Below are 18,749 nucleotides of genomic sequence, written 5' to 3'. Positions count from 1 at the left end.
GTACGTACCGTGCCATCGTGGTGTAAGTCCGGCACGGACCGGGCACCCGGCCAGCCCGCGCAGTCAACGAACGGAACGCCATGACCAGCGGCTTCACCAGCCCGGAGGGCTACGGCGACCCCTTCGGCGAGTTCCTGGCCCGCTTCTTCGGCGGGCCCCGCCCCGGCCCCCGGCAGATCAACATAGGCCAGCTCCTCAGTCAGCCCGCGAGGGAGCTGGTCCGCGGCGCCGCCCAGTACGCCGCCGAGCACGGCAGCCGCGACCTGGACACCGAGCACCTGCTGCGGGCGGCACTCGCCGCGGAGCCGACCAGGTCGCTGCTCAGCCGGGCCGGCGCCGATCCCGACTCGCTCGCCTCGGAGATCGACGAGCGCTCGGGCCCGGCGCAGCAGCCGCCGGCCGAGGCGCCCCCGCCCACCTCGCTGTCCCTCACCCCGGCCGCCAAGCGCGCCCTGCTGGACGCCCATGACCTGGCCCGGTCCCGTGGCGCGGGCCACATCGGCCCGGAGCACGTGCTGAGCGCGCTGGCCGCGAACCCGGACTCGGCGGCGGGGCACATCCTCAACCAGGCCCGGTTCGCGCCCGGTGGCCCCGCCGAGACGCCCGAGGCGCCGCCCGCGGCGGCGCGTGCCCAGGGGCAGCGCCCGACGTCCACGCCGACCCTCGACAAGTACGGCCGCGACCTCACCGACATGGCCCGCCAGGGACGCATCGACCCGGTGATCGGCCGGGACGAGGAGATCGAGCAGACGATCGAGGTGCTGTCCCGGCGCGGCAAGAACAACCCGGTGCTGATCGGTGACGCCGGCGTCGGCAAGACGGCCATCGTGGAGGGCCTCGCGCAGCGCATCGCGGACAACGACGTGCCCGACATCCTCGCCGGACGGCGGGTGGTGGCGCTGGACCTGACGGGCGTGGTGGCCGGCACCCGCTACCGCGGCGACTTCGAGGAACGGCTCAACACCATCGTCGACGAGATCCGCGCCCACTCCGACCGGCTGATCGTCTTCATCGACGAGCTGCACACGGTCGTCGGCGCGGGCGGGGGCGGCGAGGGCGGGTCGATGGACGCCGGGAACATCCTCAAGCCGGCGCTGGCCCGCGGCGAGCTGCACATCGTGGGCGCGACCACGCTGGAGGAGTACCGCCGCATCGAGAAGGACGCGGCGCTGGCCCGCCGCTTCCAGCCGATCCTGGTACCGGAGCCGTCGGTGCCGGACGCCATCGAGATCCTGCGGGGCCTGCGCGACCGCTACGAGGCCCACCACCAGGTGCGTTACGCCGACGAGGCGCTGGTGGCGGCGGTGGAGCTGTCCGACCGCTACCTGACCGACCGCCGCCTGCCGGACAAGGCGATCGACCTGATCGACCAGGCCGGGGCGCGGGTACGGCTGGGTGCCCGCACCAAGGGCACGGACGTGCGCGCCATGGAGCGCGAGGTCGAGCAGCTCACCCTGGACAAGGACCAGGCGGTCGCCGACGAGAGTTACGAGACGGCGACCCAACTGCGGGACCGCATCACCGAGTTGAAGCAGCGCATCGCGGACGCCGGCCAGGACGTCACGGTGGACGAGGGCTGCGACCTGGAAGTCACGGCGGAGGCCGTCGCCGAGGTCGTCTCGCGGCTGACGCACATCCCGCTCAGCAGCCTCACCCAGGAGGAGAAGGACCGCCTGCTGGGCCTGGAGGAGCACCTGCACCAGCGGGTGGTCGGCCAGGACGAGGCAGTGCGGGTGGTGTCCGACGCGGTGCTGCGCTCGCGGGCCGGGCTCGCCAGCCCCGACCGCCCCATCGGCAGCTTCCTGTTCCTCGGGCCGACCGGGGTCGGCAAGACCGAGCTGGCGCGGGCGCTCGCGGAGGCGCTGTTCGGCAGCGAGGAGCGCATGGTGCGGGTCGACATGAGCGAGTACCAGGAGCGGCACACGGTCAGCCGCCTGGTCGGCGCCCCGCCCGGGTACGTCGGCCACGAGGAGGCCGGCCAGCTCACCGAGGTGGTGCGCCGGCACCCGTACTCGCTGCTGCTGCTCGACGAGGTGGAGAAGGCGCACCCGGACGTCTTCAACATCCTGCTCCAGGTGCTGGACGACGGCCGGCTCACCGACGCGCAGGGCCGCACGGTGGACTTCACCAACACGGTCGTGGTGATGACGAGCAACCTCGGCTCGGAGGCGATCACCCGGCGCGGCGCCGGCATCGGTTTCGGCGCGGGCGGCGCCGACGCGGACGAGGAGGCGCGGCGCGAGCAGGTCCTGCGGCCGCTGCGCGACCACTTCCGGCCGGAGTTCCTCAACCGGATCGACGAGATCGTGGTGTTCCGGCAGCTGTCCACCGAGCAACTGCGCCGGATCACCGACCTGTTGCTGGAGAAGACGCGTCGGCTGCTGCAGGCGCAGGGCATCACCGCGACCTTCACCGCGGCGGCCGTGGACTGGCTGGCCGAGCGTGGCTACCAGCCGGAGTACGGCGCCCGCCCGCTGCGCCGCACCATCCAGCGGGAGGTCGACAACCAGCTGTCCCGGCTGCTGCTCGACGGCCGGGTCGAGGAGGGCGACCGGGTCACGGTGGACGTGGGGGACGCAGGGCTCGTCTTCCGCACCGACGAACCCTCCGTCCCCACGCCGGAGTTGTGACCGGCGGGTGCCCTACCTCGCCGGGCGCACCACCTGGGCGGAGCCGCCGCCGCGGCGCACGGTCTCGGCGGCGCCCACCCCCGGGCCGGCGGGGAGCCGCTGCACGCCGGTGGCCGCGCCGATCTCCGGGTTCGGCTTGAACGAGTGGCCGATCGCCTCCAGTCGCGCCCGCAGCGGGCTGTCGTAGAGGCCGGGTTCGAGTTCGGTCTGGGCGGCGTTGCGCTGGCTGGCGCGGGGGGCCGCGATGGCGTCGACGAGCGGCAGGCCGCGGTCGACGAACTCGGTGAGCACCTGGAGCACGGTGGTGATGATGGTGGAGCCGCCGGGCGAGCCGAGCGCGACGACCGGCCGGCCGTGGCGGTCCAGGACGATCGTCGGGGAGATCGACGACCGCGGCCGCTTGCCCGGGCCGGGCAGGTTCGGGTCGTGGACGGCCGGGTTGGCCGGGGCGAAGGAGAAGTCGGTCAGCTCGTTGTTGAGCAGGAACCCGCGTCCCGGGACGGTGATGCCGCTGCCGCCGGTCTGCTCGATGGTGAGGGTGTAGGCGACGACGTTGCCCCACTTGTCGGCGACGGTGAGGTGCGTGGTGTTCTCGCCCTCGTAGGTCGTCGGCGCCGCGGTGCCGCGGCCGGCGCAGGCCGCCGGGTGGCGCGGGTCGCCCGGGGCGAGGGGGCTGGTGAGCACCGCGTCGTCCTTGATCAGGCAGGCGCGCGAGTCGGCGTAGCGCTGGGAGAGGAGTTCCTTGGTCGGGACGTCCTCGAAGGCGGGGTCGCCGACCCAGCGCCCGCGGTCGGCGAACGCGATGCGGCTGGCCTCGATGTAGCGGTGCAGGTACCGCGTCTCGCTCGCCCTGGACAGGTCGGTCCGCTCCAGGATGTTGAGGGCCTCGCCGACGGTGGTGCCGCCGGAGGAGGAGGGCGCGATGGAGTAGACGTCCAGCCCGCGGTAGGCGGTCCTGGTGGGCGCCTGGAGCTTGGCGCGGTAGGCCGCGAGGTCAGCGGCGGTCAGCCGGCCGGGGCGGGCGTTCCAGCCCGACGCCGGGTCCACGGGCGGCTCGTTCACCGTCGCGACGACGTCCCTGCCGAGGTCGCCGCGGTAGAGGGCGGCGACGCCCTTGCGGCCCAGCTCCTCGTAGGTGCGGGCGAGGTCGGGGTTCTTGAAGGTCGAGCCGACCACCGGGAGCACCCCGCCGGGCAGGAACAGCTCCGCCGTGTCGGGGAAGGCGCGGAAGCGCGTCTCGTTGGCGGCGGTCTGGCTGCGGAAGGTGCCGTCGACGGTGAACCCGTCGCGGGCGAGGCGCTCGGCCGGCCGCAGCACGGTGCCGAGCTGCCTGCTGCCCCACTGCGACAGCGCGGTCGCCCAGGTGGCGGGCGTGCCGGGGGTGCCGACGCTCAGGCCGCTGGTGACGGCGTCGGCGAAGGCGAGGGGTTTGCCGTTCTCGGTGAACAGGTTCTGGTCGGCGCTCAGGGGCGCGGTCTCGCGGCCGTCGATGGTGTGCACGGTGCGGGACTTGGCGTCGTAGTAGACGAAGTAGCCGCCTCCGCCGACGCCGGCGGAGTAGGGCTCGGTGACGCCGAGGGCGGCGGCGGTGGCGACGGCCGCGTCGACGGCGTTGCCGCCCTTGCGCAGCACCTCGATGCCGGCCGCGGACGCGTCGGCGTCCACGCTGGAGACGGCGCCGCCGTAGCCGACGGCGACCGGGACCTTCTCCCCGGCGGTTCGCTGGGCGGCGGCTGGCGCTGCCGCTCCCACCGAGACGACGGCGGCCGAGACCGCCAGTACCGACAGTTTCCGCGCGACAGGGCGACGCAGACGCATCCGTACCTCCAGTGCAGGAACGTCAGCGCAGCGTAACGACATCGACCCCGGTCAGGACAGACCCTCCCGGGGCCTGTCATACGACCGCCACACGTCGAACACGGGTACGCCCGGGGCGTGGTCGCCCGCTAGCATGCGCGCCCATGAACGACGACGTGCGCAACATCGTGCTGGGTGTGGTGGCGGCGGGCATATCGGCCGCGCTCGGCTGGGTGGCCCGCACCTACCTGTGGAAGCGCAGGCTGCGGCGCAAGCAGGCCTTCTTCGGCCTGCCGGACAACGCCGAGTCGCTGCTGGTGGTCAACCGCGACGCGGGCGGCCCCGACCTCACGGTGACCCGCTTCGACGTCTTCGCCCTGCTCGAACTGGCCGCGCTGATCAAGGACTGCCGCGCGCACGCGCAGGTCGTCGCGCACGACGCGACCCAGCAGGGGTTCGGCGAGCGCACCGAGTTCTGCGTGGGCGGCCCCGCCTCCAACCGGCGGATGCTCGCCCACCTGGCGTCCCTGCTGCCGGGCGTGCGGGTCAACGTCGACCCCGAACCCGGCCCGGACCGCGGGGCGTTCCAGATCGGCGGCGAGCGGTACCGGATGGAGCCGGGGGTGAGCGAGTACGTACTGCTGGCCCGGCTGACGGCCGGTGAGCGGCGGGAGGCGCGGCCGGTGTTCCTGTTCTGCGGGCAGCGCGCGATCACCAACCAGGCGGCGACCCGCTATCTGGCCCGGCACCACGAGCGGTTGGCCCGCAAGTACGGCAACTCCTCGTTCGCCCTGCTGCTGAGGGTCGTCAACTCCCAGGCGTACGGGCCGGACGTGGTGGAGCTGGTGGCGGACGTGACCCAGGCGGCCCGTACCGCGCTGCCGGACCGCACGGCCGCCACGACCCGGGCCTCGCACCGGGCGTCCTGACGGCGCACCCCGGCGGCAACCGGGACGCTCCGTCGAGCGCAACCCGACCGGCGCGCGGCTGACCTTCTCCTCGCCGGCGGCGATCCGCCGTGTCCGACGGTCCCGCCACGCGAGCAGTGATCTCCGGCCGCGCGACCGGGCGGGTATGGCTCTCGTGAACTGCCGCCCCCCTGCGCGAGGGTCCCCTCCCCGGCGGCAGTCTCCCCGTCGCCCTTCCCGGGGGATCGGCGACATCACCCCCACCACAGGGATGAACGGCACATCCTAGTCGAGGCCCGGCACGACCATCCTGCTCGGGCGGACACCGGCAGCGGCGGCCCGCAGGCGCGGGCAGGGCGGGGCGACGGGCTCGGCCCCCAACTCGCTGGTGCGCGGGGAACGTTGGGCAGGGCGGCGGTACGGAACACCCGCGCGGTACGGATCGTGTGGGCGCACGCGCCCCGGACAGTGCTCGGGATGCGTGGTGCGGCGGTCCTCGATGTCGCCCGATGGCTCCCCGGAGTGCTCGTTGACGTCACGCGACTCGATCAAAGGATCGAAGGCCATGCCCAGCCCTACTCACTCTCAGCTGTGTCGTGGTGCCGCAAACTATCCAGCCCGGGGGGAGCCACGGGCACGACACGCACTTTTCGGGCATTAGCCGTATTTACACCGCAGGTCGGGCCAGGGGTTCACCGGCGCCCGCTTCCCCCGTGCCCGCACGGCGTCACGCCTCCGCGATCTCGGCGTACACCTGGAAGAGTTCGGGGCTGCCGGTCATCGCCCAGGTACGGCCCTCCAGGACCACGTCGACCTCCCGACCGGAGGCCAGCTGGACCACCGGGCGCCCCTCCGGCAGGATCCGCCAGCCGGCGCCGGGCACGGTGCGCACGACGACGGTCCCGAGGTAGAGGCCCGCGTCGTTGCCGAGCCAGGGCAGCATCTCCTCGTCGTCGCGCCAGCGCGGCACCAGTTGGTCCAGCGCCTCCAGCGAGGCCGGGGTGTCGTCGAGCCGGACCCCCGCACGGGACGCCAGGGAGCGCAGCAGTTCGCACTCGGCGAGCAGTGCGCCGTACCCGCCGCGCCCACCCTCGCCGCCCCCGTCGCCGCCACTGCCGCTGTCGCTGTCACTGTCCGGGAACACCGCGACCGCGGTGGCGGTCTCACGCCTCTTGCGCCACTTGGACAGGAAAGGGAGGTCCATGGATCCAGCGTGACATTCGTACCGCCGCGCACACCACAGGCGCGCGGGCCACGGTGCGCGCCCGGGGCGCGCGACACAGGATCCCCGGTGGGCCGGGCTCCACTTGGGGTGGACGCGGGGCCCTTGCCAAGGGAATGCACGGCTCGTAGAGTTCAACACGTAATGAGTTCAACGCCTGTTGACTTCATGCGGCCGGGAGGCAGCGCTCGTGCAGAAGATTCCCTTCCAGGTGAACGAGGGCGGCCTGGTCGCCCTCCTGCCGAACGGGCACGTCGAGTTCCTCGCCGCCTCGGCCGAGCCGCTGATCCACCGCCACAACGGCGGATCGCCGGTGCCCGCCGAGGAGTTGATGACGTACGCGCTGAGCGATCCGCTGGTGACGCTGGACCGGTTCCACCTGCCCGCCCCGGCCATCGCGTTCGTGGAGACCACGAACCTGTGCAACCTGCGCTGCCGGCACTGCTACGCGGACTCCGCGCTGAAGCGGCCGGACGAGATGTCCACCCCGATGATCACGTCGCTGCTGGACGACTTCGCCGACGCGGGCGTGCTCCAGGTGTTCCTGACAGGTGGTGAGATCTTCTCGCACCGCGACGCCGTGGAGATCATCCGGCACGCACGGAGCAAGCCGTTCAGCACGCAGATCTTCACCAACGGGCTGCTGGTCACCGAGGAGAAGCTCGCGGCGATCCCGCCGGGCCAGTCGTTCTTCATCAGCTTCGACACCGCCGACCCCGAGCGCACCGTGCGCGGTCGGATGGACTTCCCCAAGCTGAAGCGGGCGTTCGAGGCGATGCGGGCGCACGGGCACGTGTTCCGCACGGCGATCTCCGTGCACCGGCAGAACATCCAGGACGCCGAGGAGATCTTCGACTGGTGCGCCCGCAACGGCTATCCCCGCCCGCAGTGGCTGGAGACCCACCCCGTGGGCCGGGCCCTGCTCCACCCGGACATGCTGCTGCGGCCCGGGGACCTCGACGAGGTGTTCGCGGTCTACCGGCGCTGCATGGACCGTTACTCGGGCGAGCCCGAGGACGCGTCCGGCCCCGCCGGGCCGCCGGCCCCGGGCGGCCCGGACGCCCCCGTCGCGCGGCGGGCCGCCGACGAGATCCGCGGCGTGGACACCATCCAGTTCTGCCAGCGCCTCGAACGCGCCGTCGGCCAGGAGAAGTGCGGCCGCTCGGTGGTCTACGTGAACAGCCGCGGCGACGTCTACCCGTGCAGCAACTGCATGTCCGGCCAGCTCCACCGGGCCGGCAACGTCACCCGGCAGCCGTTCGCCGAGATCTGGGAGAACGGCTTCGACGCCTTCCGCGACATCCGCTTCGAGGACCACACCGTGTGCGGCACCTGCCCCGTCGCGCGGGAGGACATCTGGTGCCAGTTCCGCTGCCCGCCGCTCGCCCGCAACATCACCGGCGACGAGAAGGGCTGCGGGGCCACCGAGTACCTCCAGGAGTTCACCCTGCGGGCCGGCCGCTACTGGCGCGAACGCCGGGAGCGGGGTGTGCGCCTGACGCTCACCCCGCGGCCGGTGAACACGCCGTAGGCCGCAGCCGCGCCCGGCGACCGGCCGGGCGCCCAGCGCCCCCGCTCCCGACGACGTGAGCGGGCCCCTGTCCGGGCGGCACCACCCGTGCCGCCCCACCACGAAAGGGAACGAGCCATGCCCGAGGAGAAGAAGGTCATCCGCATCCACCTGGAGCCCGGCCAGGAGGGCGTGACGCTGAGCGCGGTGGGCGCCGCGTCGGCCACCGCGCCCGCCGAGACGCTGGTCGAGGCCACCAACATCACCGAGGCCACGGTCATCGAGGTCGAGGTCTGACGCGAGCTCGCCCCAGACTTCGCGGCCCGCTGAGGGACGGACCGTGAAGAGGCCGTCGTACGCCTCCGACCCCCCGTCGGCGTACGGCGCCTCCCTCCCGGCCCGCCTCCCTGGCGCGGGCCGGGAGGGCGACCGTCGCGCACAGCCCCGAAGGAGACGAGGTCGCGATGAGCACCACCGGCACCACCACCGCCGTGCGCCGCACCCCGGCCGCGCGCCCGGGAACCGGACTGGCGCGGCTGCTCCGGGAGAACCCCGCACTGCGCATCGACCAGGACGACTACAACATCAACGTCACCGCCAACTACGGCGAGCGGCTCTCCGAGGACGAGGTCGCCGAGGCCCTGCGCACCCACCCGGGCGCCGACCGGCCGGCCCACCTGTACTTCCACGTGCCGCTGTGCGCGTACGTCTGCCACTTCTGCAACTACGTCAAGCGCAAGGTGCCCGACGGCGCCGAGGGCGCGCGCGCCCCGCGGGTGTGGACCGACCTGCTGCTCGACGAGTCCGTCCGCCGCCTCGCCCACGCGCCCTGGCTGCGGCGGGCGTCGATCGAGTCGGTCTACCTCGGCGGCGGCACCGCCTCGCTGCTCGGCACCGAGCAACTGGCGCGGCTGGTCGTGCACTTGAGGGAGCACTACCAGCTCGGTGACGACTGCGAGATCTCCCTGGAGGGCAACCCCGACAACTTCCTCGGCGACGAGCTGGCCGAGGCGTGCGCGCTGGGCTTCAACCGGTTCAGCGTCGGCGTGCAGTCGCTGCAGAGCGAGGTCAACGCGTTCGCGGGCCGCGGGCACGACGCGGTGATGTCGCTGCGCGCGATCGAGAAGCTGCGGGCGACCGGGAAGCCGTACAACGTCGACATGATGTTCGGGCTGCCGCAGCAGACCACCGCGACGGTCGCCGACGACATCCGGCGGCTGATCGACCTCGGTGTGCCCACCATCACCGTCTACCGGCTGCGCAACGCGGACCGGGCCGGCATGGGCATCGGCAACCGGGCCGTGTGGAACGTGCCGAGCGTCAAGAGCCGCCTCGACGCGCAGTACGCCTTCCCGAGCGTGGGCGAGACCTACGCGATGCGCGAGGCGGTCGTGGAGCTGCTGCTGGACGCCGGGTACCACCCGAGCCCCTGCGGCTGGTGGAACCGGCCCGGTACCTACCCGGACGGCAACATCCCGCGGGTCTCGCGCAACAAGTGGCAGCGCCACGACACGATGATCGCCTTCGGTCCCGGCGCCTACGGCTGGCTGACCCGCGACGACGACACGGTGGTGCAGACCCACAACACCGCCGACATCACCGGCTACGCCCGGCGGATGAAGGCCGGCCCCGGCCTGCCCCTCGCGCCGGGACGCAGACTGACGGGTCATCAGGCCCTGGGGATGGTCCTCGGGTTCGCCTTCAAGGCCAACCAGCCGATCCGCGCCGAGCGCTTCCGCCGCCGGTTCGGCGTCGAGATCTTCCACGACGAGCCGTTCGCCTCCGTCTTCGCCGAGCTCGCCGAGCGCGGGTTCATGGCGCCGGTGCCGGGCGAGCCGGAGGCCGTGGTGCCGACGCTGGACGGCGAGGCCCTGCACGAGGAGATCATCAGCGTCTACTTCCACCAGCGCATCGGCGACTTCGCCGAGGCCGTCTGCCGCCGGTGAGCCGGTGAGCGCGCACCGGCGCCTGACCTGGCGCACCGACCCGGCCGGCACCGCCCACCGCCTGGGCCGGACCTTCCCGGCCGGACCGGCGTGCGCCACCGTGCTGCTCGCGGGCCCCGGCAGCGTCTCCGTCCTGGACGGCGACGGCCCGGACGACGTGCTGCTCGCCGGGCTGACGGACCGTCTGGTCGCCTCCGGCGCCCAGGTGCTCCAGTGCGACATGCCCGCCCGCGACCGGCGCGCCCCCGCCACCGAGGCCGACCGCGACGCCCGCGCCGCCCGGCTCGCCGGGCTCCTCGACGCGCACCGCCACCTCCAGACGGGCCCGCTCACCCTGATCGGCTTCTCGCTGGGCGGGCAGGCCCTGCTGCGGCTGCTGTGCGCCGGCACGCCGCCGCGGGCCGAACGCGTCGTGCTGGTCGGCACGGTGATCGAGGAGGACGCCTTCGTCACCTCCCACGTGGGCACCCTCGACCTCGTCTACGGCGGCCACGACCTGGTCGGCTACCTCGTCGACGAGGAGGACGGCACGCTGCCGCCCGCCGTCTTCGAGCCGCTGCTGTACGCCGACTGGTCGGCCCGCCGGCTGATCGGGCCCCGTCCGCTGGGCGTGCGCGTCCACGTGCTCCCGGGACTCGGGCACACCCTCCACCCGTGCGGTCCCGGTCCGGCCCGGGACCCGCTCACGACGCTCGCGGCCCTCGCGGGCGCCGCCACCTGAGATCCGGCCGGACGACGGAAGGGGACCCATGCCCGGCAGTGAGACGCTCTCCAGCAGGCGGTTCGACAAGATCGCCGCAAACTTCGCGACCAGCGAGGTGCACCGGTCGAGCCCGACGATGGAGGCGCTGCACGAGACGCTCGGCCCGCAGACCGGGGCCGCGATCTGCGACGTCGCCTGCGGAGCCGGCCACCTGGCGCTGTCCTTCGCCGCCGACGGGCCCGCCCGGCTGGTGGGCGTGGACCCGGCGCCCTCGATGCTCGACTCCTTCCGCGCGCTCGCCGCCGAGCGCGGCGCCGAGGTGGAGGCCGTCCGCGCCACCGTCGACGAACTGCCCTTCCCGGACGCCTCGTTCGACCTAGTGGTGTCGCGGCTCGCGCCCCACCACTTCCCCGGCCTGCCGCTCGCCGTCCGCGAGATGGCCCGGCTGCTGCGCCCCGGCGGCCGGCTCGCGGTGATCGACCTGGAGGGCCACGAGGACCCGGAGGTCGACGCCCTCAACCACGAGCTGGAGGTCCTGCACGACCCGACGCACGTGCGCAGCCACACCCTCACCGAATGGGTGGCCGCCCTGCACGGCGCCGGTCTCAACGTGCCCGTCGCGCGCGGCGGTCAGGCCGAGAGCCGCACCGGCGTGCCGGTCGCGCGCTGGTGCCAGATCGCGTCGTCCGGCGAGGAGGCCGAGCGGGCGATCCGCGCCCGGCTCGCCGCGGCGCCCGCCGCCCACCGTGACGCGCTCGGCATCCGTGAGGACGGCGGGGAGTTCCTGATCCCGGTGCGCACCTGCATGGTGATCGGCGTCAAGCCGCTGAACGGGGCGCGCTGAGATGCCGGTGATCAGGCTGTACTCGCCGGCCGCGGGACCGGGCGGCGCCGCCCTCGGCCGGCTCGCCGACGAGGTGACCGCGCTGCTCGGCCTGCCCGCCGGGCACTGCTGGGTGTGGTGGCACCGGCTGGACCCCGAGGAGGCCCACCGGCCCGAGTGGCGGGCCGGTTCCGCAGCCCCGGTCGGCTTCGTCACGTGCCGGGAGACGTACGGCACCGAGCAGGTCGGGGCGCTGCTGCGGCTGCTGCAGCGGCGGTTGGTCGACCTGCTCGGGGTCCGCCCGGAGGAGGTCTACCTGACCGTGCAGCGGGCCGCGGCGGGCGAGCTGCTGGTGCGCGACGAGATCCAGGCCGCCGGAACCCCTGCTCCCGACGCGATCACCGACGTGGTGCCCATCGGGTTCGTGCACAGCGAGCGGCGCGAACTCACCGACGACGACTGGGGCGAGGTCCGTTCGGTCATCCGGCTCGACGCGAGCCGGTTCACGCCCGAGGCGCTGCTCGGCCTCGACACGTTCTCGCACGCCGAGGTCGTCTTCCGCTTCCACCGGGTGCCGCCGCACAAGGTGCAGACGGGCGCCCGGCATCCGCGCGGCAACCCCGACTGGCCGCTGACCGGGATCTTCGCCCAGCGCGGCAAGAACCGGCCCAACCGGCTCGGCGTCTCGCGCTGCCGGCTGCTGAAGGTCGACGGACTCGACGTGCACGTCACCGGGCTCGACGCGGTGGACGGCACCCCGGTGCTCGACCTCAAGCCGTGGCTGCGGGAGTTCGGGCCGCGCGAGGAGGCCGTCCAGCCCGCGTGGGCGGACGAGGTCATGCGCCACTACTACTGACCGGCCGCGACCGGCACGGCGTACGCGGCAGCCACCCGGACGACAGGGAACGGAGGGGACATGAGGACCCCGGTGCGCACGACCGCGACGGCACTGCTCGTCGCGGTCTTCGTCGACGCGCTCGGCAGCGGACTGTACATGTCCGTCTCCGTCGTGTTCTTCACCCGCTACCTCGGCCTGGGCGCGGGCCAGGTGGGCGTCGGCCTGTCCGTCGCGGGTGCGGTGTCCTTCGCGCTGCTGGTGCCCACCGGGGTGCTGGCCGACCGGGTGGGGCCCCGCCGTACGCTCGTCGCCGCGCACCTGGCGCGGGCGGTGCTGCTCGCCTGCTACCCGTTCGTGCCCGGGTTCGGGTCCTTCCTGGTCGTGGTGGCGCTGCTGGCCGTCGCCGACCGGGCCGCCTCACCGCTGGTGCAGGGCCTGTTCGCGGTCGCGGTGGGCGAGGCGGAGCGGGTGCGGGCGATGGGCCGGGCGCGGTCTCTGCAGAACCTGGGGCTGGCCCTGGGCGGGCTGGGCGCGGGCGCGGCGCTGGTGCGCGACGCCGACGCCGTGTACGTGGCCGTCGTCCTCGCCAACGCGCTGTCGTTCGTGCTCGCCGCCGTCCTGGTCGCCCGGTTGCGCACCCCGGAGGGCGAACGGGCCCGCGGCGGGGGCCCCTTGCCGCTGCGGCGGCGGCTCGGGGTGTTCCGCGACCGCCGGTTCGCCGCACTGACCGCGCTCAACTCCGCCGTCAGCCTGCACGTGACCGTGCTGACGGCGGGCGTACCGCTGTGGGTGCTGTCGCACGACGCGCTGCCCCGGCCCGTGATCGCCTGGACGCTGGTGCTCAACACGGCGGTGGTGGTGCTGTTCCAGGTGCGGGCCACCCGGTCCACCCGCACCGCCGAGGAGGGCGGCCGGGCGCTCGGGCTGAGCGGGCTGCTGCTGGCCGTGTGCTGCGCGGGGCTCGCCCTGACCGGCGCGCTGCCCACGCCCGCCGCCGTGGCCGTCCTGCTCGTCGCCGTGGCGTTCCAGGCGTTCGCGGAGATGCATCAGCAGGCGGGGTCCTGGGCCATCTCCTACGACCTCGCCCCGGACGACCGCCGCCAGGTCTACCTGGCCTTCTTCAGCCTGGGCAACGCCGCCCGCAACACCTACGGACCGCTGGTCGTCACCTTCCTGGTGGTCCGGCAGGGCGCGCCGGGCTGGCTGCTGCTCGGCGCGCTGGTGCTCGGCGCGGGCGCCTGGGCGGCCCGGATCGGACGGGTGCCGGCCGCGCCCGTGGGGGCCGCCGCGCCGGCCCTGCCCCTGCCCGACGTCTCCAGGAGGAAACCATGACCACCGCTCCCGACCACTCCGTCATCGTCGTCGGGGCGGGGCCCACCGGCCTCACCCTGGCCTGCGAGCTGGCCGCCGCCGGCGTCTCCTGCACGGTGCTGGAACGCCGGCTCACCACCTCCGCGCAGTCCCGCGCGATGGGCCTGTACGCGCGCACGCTGGAGGTGCTGGACCTGCGTGGCCACGCCGACGCGCTGACCGCGCACGGACGCCCCGTGGGCCGGCTGCACCCCGCGCGCGGCGCCGTCGTCGACTTCACCGAGCTGGACACCCGCTTCCCCGCCCTGCACGTCGTGCCGCAGCACCGCACCGAGGAGGTGCTGCAGAAACACGCCCTGGAACTCGGCGTCACCCTGGTGCGCGACGCGGAGGTGTTCGGGCTGGAGCAGGACGACAGCGGCGTCACCCTCCAGGTCCGCGCGGGCGGCGAGGAGTGGGAGGAGACCGCGGACTACGTCGTCGGCTGCGACGGCGCGCACAGCGCGGTGCGCGAACTGTCCGGGATCGCCTTCCGCGGCCGGACGTACGACCTCGCGCCGGTCCTCGCGGACGTGCGGCTGCGCAAGCCGCCGCCCGTCGACGACGTGGTGGTGCTCGCCGGGAACGGCGCGGTGATGGTCACCGTGCCCTACGGCGACGGGCTGTACCGGGTGGCGGTCGCCCGCCGGGACCGGCCCTGGACCCGGGAGCCGGTGACGCTGGAGGAGCTGGGCGAGCTGATGTCCCTCTCGCTGGGCTTCGACCCGGAGCCGTACGAACCGGCCTGGCTGGCCCGGTTCAAGATCCACCAGCGGCTGGCCGACCACTACCGCACCGGGCGCGTGCTGCTCGCCGGGGACGCCGCGCACCTGCACTCGCCGCTGGGCGGCCAGGGGCTCAACCTCGGCATCCAGGACGCCGTCAACCTCGGCTGGAAGCTCGCCGCCCGCATCCAGGGCTGGGCCCCGCCCGGACTGCTCGACTCCTACGAGGCCGAGCGCCGCCCGCAGGCCGCGCGGATCCTGAAGGCCACCGACCGGGCCACCTGGATGGCCACCAGCCCCTCCCCCGCGCTCACCGCGCTGCGGCGCACCGCGCTGGCCCGGCTCCTCGGCAGCCGCCGCGTCCGCCGCGTCGCCGGCGAGGCGATCTCCGGGCTGCGCTCGGACTACGCCCGCCGCGGCGGCGGCCGCGCGCTGCGCGCCGGGCAGCGGGTGCCGGACCTGACGGTACGCCGCCCGGGCGCGACCCCGGTCCGCCTCTACGAGCTGATGCGCGACGGCCGTTTCCTGCTGCTCGACCTCACCCCGGCGGGCCGCGCGGCCGCGCTGGGCGAGGCGTGGGGCTCCCGCGTCTGCCCGGTCCGGGTCGAGGAGCCCCCCGCCCGGCTGGCGGGCCTGAGCACCCTGCTGGTCCGTCCCGACGGCTACGTGGCCTGGGCGGACGGCGAGGACGACGCGGAGGGCCACCAGGACCGTGTGCGGCGGGCCCTGCTCCACTGGTGCGGCGCGGAGGGCCCGACGGCGCGCGGCGCGGCACCGGCGGCGGTGCGGGTTCCCGAGCGGGCGGCGAAGGAGGACGGGGCGGGGGCCGCACCGGGTCCGCGGGCCGCCTCGGACGCCCTGGCCGCGACGCCCTACGTGGGCGAGGCTGGCGAGGGCGTGTGGGGCGAGGGCCCGCTCGAGGACAGCGAGGGGGCGTGGCAGACGGACCCCGTGGGGACCGTGGGCGCGCCCGAGACCGGGGTGCCGGTGGCCTCGGCCGAGGGCGCCGGGGATGCCGGGGGCGCCGAAGTCGTGGCGGAGGTGCGCCGGTTGGGTGCCGTCGAGGTGGCGCACGAGGGGACGGGCGGCGTGCCGGGACCGGCGGACGGTGCCCCGGAGCCGTCCGGCGCGGGCGCCCCGGCGGGCGAGGGCGCCCGGAAGTCCGGTGGAGCCGACCACGGGGAGACCCGGCGCCCCTGAGCGGGAGGGATACGACTGCGGCCCGGGAGGGGACAACCTCCCGGGCCGCAGTCATGACCACCCGCGTCGGCGGGGCGGGCGGACGCGGGGCTCAGTCGCGCCAGCTCACCGGTGAGCGGTAGGGGGTGGTGCGGGCGCCGGGGCCCTCCCACAGGGGGACGACGTTGACCGGCTCCTCCTGCGGTTCGCCGGCCGTCAGGGCGGCGGCCCGGGAAAGCAGCACCGCGGTGAGCGCGGCGAGTTCCTCGGCGGGCAGCGCGCCGCCGCGGACGACGCGGACCAGGGGCGCCCCCGGCCGTCCGGTGGCGGAGCCGTCCGTGTGCGTGACCGTGCTCGCCATGTGACGTTCCCTCACTTCACTTGTCATTGGGGCGGGTTGCCGTGTTTGCGGGCCGCCAGGTCGGCGTGCTTGGCGCGCAGCATGCGCAGGGACTCGACGAGGATCCGCCGGGTGTCGGCCGGGTCGATCACGTCGTCGATCAGGCCCCGTTCGGCCGCGTGGTAAGGGTGCATCAGCTCGGCCCGGTACTCCTTGACGAGTTGCCGGCGCACCGCCTCGGGGTCCTCGGCGGCGCGGATGCGGCGCCGGAAGACGACGTTCGCGGCGCCCTCCGCGCCCATCACCGCGACCTCGTTGGTGGGCCAGGCGTAGGTGAGGTCGGCGCCCACGGAGCGGGAGTCCATGACGATGTACGCACCGCCGTACGCCTTGCGCAGGATGACCGAGATCCGGGGGACCGTGGCGTTGCAGTAGGCGTAGAGCAGCTTGGCGCCGCGCCGGATGATGCCGTTGTGCTCCTGGTCGACCCCGGGCAGGAAGCCGGGCACGTCGACCAGGGTGACCAGCGGGATGTTGAAGGCGTCGCACATCTGCACGAAGCGGGCCGCCTTCTCGCTGGCGTCGATGTCCAGGACGCCGGCCTGCACCAGCGGCTGGTTGGCGACGAGGCCGACGACCTGCCCGCCGAGCCGGCCGAGCGCGCACACCACGTTGGCGGCCCAGCGCTCGTGGACCTCCAGCATCTCCCCGTCGTCGACGATCTCCTCGACGACGCGGCGCATGTCGTACGGCCGGTTGCCGTCGGCCGGGACCAGGTCGAGCAGGGCCTCGCACGGCCGGTCCACCGGGTCCTCGGGCAGCGCGGCCGGGGGCGTCTCGCGGTTGTTCTGGGGCAGCAGCGACAGCAGGTAGCGGACCTCCTCCAGGCAGGTCTCCTCGTCGTCGTGCGCGAAGTGCGCGACACCGGACACCTCGGCGTGCACGTCGGCTCCGCCGAGGGCGCCGATGGAGACCCGCTCGCCGGTGACGGCCTGGACCACGTCGGGGCCGGTGATGAACATCTGCGAGGTCTCGCGGACCATGAACACGAAGTCGGTCAGGGCGGGGCTGTAGGCGGCGCCGCCCGCGCACGGGCCGAGCATCACGGAGATCTGCGGGATGACGCCGGAGGCGCGGGTGTTGCGCTGGAAGATGCCGCCGTACCCGGCGAGCGCGGTGACGCCCTCCTGGATGCGGGCGCCCGCGCCGTCGTTGAGCGACACCAGCGGGGCGCCGGCGGCGACCGCGCGGTCCATGATGCGGTGGATCTTCTGGGCGTGCGCCTCGCCGAGCGCGCCGCCGAAGATGCGGAAGTCGTGGGCGTAGACGAACACGGTCCGCCCGTGCACGGTCCCCCAGCCGGTGATCACGCCGTCGGTGTGCGGCCGCCGGTCCTCCAGCCCGAAGCCGGTCGCCCGGTGCCGCCGCAGCGGCTCCACCTCCTGGAAGGTACCGGGGTCGAGCAGCAGCCCGATGCGCTCCCGCGCCGTCAGCTTCCCCTTGCTCCGCTGGGCGGCGGTCGCCCGTTCGTCGCCCTGCTCGACCCGCTCGCGCAGGGCGTGCAACTCGGCGACCCGGCCCCGCAGATCGGCGGCGGGAGTCAGGGGTGTGGCGTCGGCGCGGTCCGTCGTGCCCTCCTGTGTGCTCATGCGGCCGTCCCCCTTCACCGGCTCAGCGGCGAGAGCAGTTCGCCGGCCGGGACGGGGTCGGGGTCCGGCGCCGGGGCGGCCGGGTCGAGGGTCCAGTCCAGGAGGGCGGTGCCGAGGCTCATGCCGCCGCCGAACGCGGCCAGCACCACCAGGTCGCCGGCGGCCACCGCGCCCCTGCGGTCCATCTCGGCGAGTGTGACGGGGACCGAGGCCGCGCCGGTGTTGGCGTACCGCTCCAGCGTGAGGTGCAGGTCGGCGCCGCGCAGCCCGAGGTCCGGCCAGAGGTCGGCGAGCATCGCGCCGTTGGCCTGGTGCGGGACGAAGTGCCGTACGGCGTCAGGCGGTACGGCGGCCTCGCGCAGCAGCCGCTCGACCTCGCGCGGCAGGGTGCGGGTGACGAAGGCGCGCACGCCCCGCCCGTCCATCCGGAAGTAGTGGCCGCCCTCCGCCACGGTCAGCGGCGAGGCGGGGAGGCGGCTGCCGCCGGCCTCGACCCGGATCAGCCCGTGCGCGTCGCCGTGCGAGACGAGGGAGACGTGCCGCAGGCCGCGCCCGGCCGGGACGGGCCCGAGCACGACCGCGCCGGCCCCGTCGCCGAACAGCGCGGCGGTGCGGCGGTCGGCGTAGTCGAGGATGCGGGAGTACAGGTCGGCACCGATCACCAGTCCGTGCCGGGGTTCGCCGGGCGCGGCGGCGGCCAGCAGCTTCTCCACGGTCTTCAGGGCGTAGACGAAGCCGCTGCACACGGCGTTGACGTCGAACGCGGCGGCCCCGCGGGCGCCGATGCGGTCCTGCACGAGCGCCGCGGTGGCGGGCTGCGGGTGGTCGGGCGTGGAGGTGGCGACCACCACGTACGCCAGCTGGTCGGCCGTCAACCCGGCTCGGCGCAGCGCGCGTTCGGCCGCCGCCGCGGCGAGGTCCGAGGTGGCCTGGTCGGGTGCGGCCCGGCGCCGCTCGCGTATGCCGGTCTTGCGGACGATCCACTCGTCGGTCACGCCGGCCCCGTGCCCGATCTCCGCGTTGCTGACGATGGCCTCGGGCAGGTACGAGCCCACTCCGGTGATGCCGATGGACTGCACGATTCCTCCTCGGGCGGCGAACGCCGAATAACTCATCGAGTGTTGAAATC

Annotated in this window: 15 protein-coding genes; 10 read left to right on the top strand and 5 right to left on the bottom strand. The window is 74.3% G+C overall.

Annotated features, from left to right (window positions below; translation table 11 throughout):
- Window positions 1–80 precede the first annotated feature (80 nt).
- A complete protein-coding gene (locus E4U91_RS29310) occupies window positions 81–2,630 on the top strand; it encodes an ATP-dependent Clp protease ATP-binding subunit (protein WP_137309584.1) in 2,550 nt (849 codons plus the stop codon).
- Window positions 2,631–2,642: 12 nt separating this feature from the next.
- Here the strand turns inward: E4U91_RS29310 and ggt are convergent, their stop codons facing one another.
- Complete coding sequence (gene ggt, locus E4U91_RS29305; RefSeq protein ID WP_137311062.1) at window positions 2,643–4,442, bottom strand: gamma-glutamyltransferase; 1,800 nt, start codon at window positions 4,440–4,442, stop codon at window positions 2,643–2,645.
- Window positions 4,443–4,591: 149 nt separating this feature from the next.
- Between ggt and E4U91_RS29300 the strand changes: the two genes are divergently transcribed.
- The gene (locus E4U91_RS29300; RefSeq protein ID WP_174867873.1) at window positions 4,592–5,356 is read left to right on the top strand and encodes a hypothetical protein; all 765 of its coding nucleotides are present in this window, start codon (window positions 4,592–4,594) and stop codon (window positions 5,354–5,356) included.
- Between the two features lie 706 nt (window positions 5,357–6,062).
- Here E4U91_RS29300 and E4U91_RS29295 read toward each other — a convergent pair.
- A complete protein-coding gene (locus E4U91_RS29295) occupies window positions 6,063–6,539 on the bottom strand; it encodes a DUF6278 family protein (RefSeq protein ID WP_137309583.1) in 477 nt (158 codons plus the stop codon).
- A gap of 208 nt (window positions 6,540–6,747) precedes the next feature.
- Between E4U91_RS29295 and E4U91_RS29290 the strand changes: the two genes are divergently transcribed.
- From E4U91_RS29290 to E4U91_RS29260, 8 genes are all read left to right on the top strand, one after another.
- Window positions 6,748–8,088 carry a radical SAM/SPASM domain-containing protein gene (locus E4U91_RS29290; protein WP_137309582.1) on the top strand — a complete coding sequence of 447 codons (1,341 nt, stop codon included), beginning with the start codon at window positions 6,748–6,750 and terminating at the stop codon, window positions 8,086–8,088.
- Between the two features lie 117 nt (window positions 8,089–8,205).
- A complete protein-coding gene (locus tag E4U91_RS38215) occupies window positions 8,206–8,364 on the top strand; it encodes a hypothetical protein (RefSeq protein WP_158690554.1) in 159 nt (52 codons plus the stop codon).
- Between the two features lie 167 nt (window positions 8,365–8,531).
- The gene (locus E4U91_RS29285; protein WP_137309581.1) at window positions 8,532–10,013 is read left to right on the top strand and encodes a coproporphyrinogen-III oxidase family protein; all 1,482 of its coding nucleotides are present in this window, start codon (window positions 8,532–8,534) and stop codon (window positions 10,011–10,013) included.
- Between the two features lie 4 nt (window positions 10,014–10,017).
- A complete protein-coding gene (locus E4U91_RS38210; RefSeq protein WP_168218187.1) occupies window positions 10,018–10,734 on the top strand; it encodes an alpha/beta fold hydrolase in 717 nt (238 codons plus the stop codon).
- 28 nt (window positions 10,735–10,762) lie between these two features.
- Window positions 10,763–11,560 carry a class I SAM-dependent methyltransferase gene (locus E4U91_RS29275; protein ID WP_206666912.1) on the top strand — a complete coding sequence of 266 codons (798 nt, stop codon included), beginning with the start codon at window positions 10,763–10,765 and terminating at the stop codon, window positions 11,558–11,560.
- A gap of 388 nt (window positions 11,561–11,948) precedes the next feature.
- On the top strand, window positions 11,949–12,395 hold the full coding sequence (locus E4U91_RS39215; RefSeq protein WP_241678906.1) for an SAM-dependent methyltransferase: 447 nt from the start codon (window positions 11,949–11,951) through the stop codon (window positions 12,393–12,395).
- 60 nt (window positions 12,396–12,455) lie between these two features.
- Complete coding sequence (locus E4U91_RS29265; protein WP_137309579.1) at window positions 12,456–13,709, top strand: MFS transporter; 1,254 nt, start codon at window positions 12,456–12,458, stop codon at window positions 13,707–13,709.
- A complete protein-coding gene (locus E4U91_RS29260; protein ID WP_137309578.1) occupies window positions 13,706–15,652 on the top strand; it encodes an FAD-dependent oxidoreductase in 1,947 nt (648 codons plus the stop codon). Before E4U91_RS29265 ends, E4U91_RS29260 begins: the two co-directional genes overlap by 4 nt.
- A gap of 91 nt (window positions 15,653–15,743) precedes the next feature.
- Here E4U91_RS29260 and E4U91_RS29255 read toward each other — a convergent pair whose 3' ends face one another.
- From E4U91_RS29255 to E4U91_RS29245, 3 genes are read right to left on the bottom strand one after another with little or no spacing between them, the layout of a single operon-like run.
- The gene (locus E4U91_RS29255) at window positions 15,744–15,992 is read right to left on the bottom strand and encodes an acyl-CoA carboxylase subunit epsilon (protein WP_168218186.1); all 249 of its coding nucleotides are present in this window, start codon (window positions 15,990–15,992) and stop codon (window positions 15,744–15,746) included.
- 23 nt (window positions 15,993–16,015) lie between these two features.
- Window positions 16,016–17,620, bottom strand: coding sequence for an acyl-CoA carboxylase subunit beta (locus E4U91_RS29250; protein WP_137309576.1), 1,605 nt, complete (start codon window positions 17,618–17,620; stop codon window positions 16,016–16,018).
- Window positions 17,621–17,634: 14 nt separating this feature from the next.
- Window positions 17,635–18,699: a 3-oxoacyl-ACP synthase III family protein gene (locus E4U91_RS29245; RefSeq protein ID WP_241678735.1), complete on the bottom strand. Its 1,065-nt coding sequence runs from the start codon at window positions 18,697–18,699 to the stop codon at window positions 17,635–17,637.
- Between the last annotated feature and the right edge of the window lie 50 nt (window positions 18,700–18,749).

This window comes from Streptomyces lasalocidi (assembly GCF_005280215.1).
In the GTDB taxonomy this organism is placed as follows: Bacteria; Actinomycetota; Actinomycetes; order Streptomycetales; family Streptomycetaceae; genus Streptomyces; species Streptomyces longwoodensis.
This window is presented reverse-complemented; position numbering and strand designations above follow the sequence as displayed.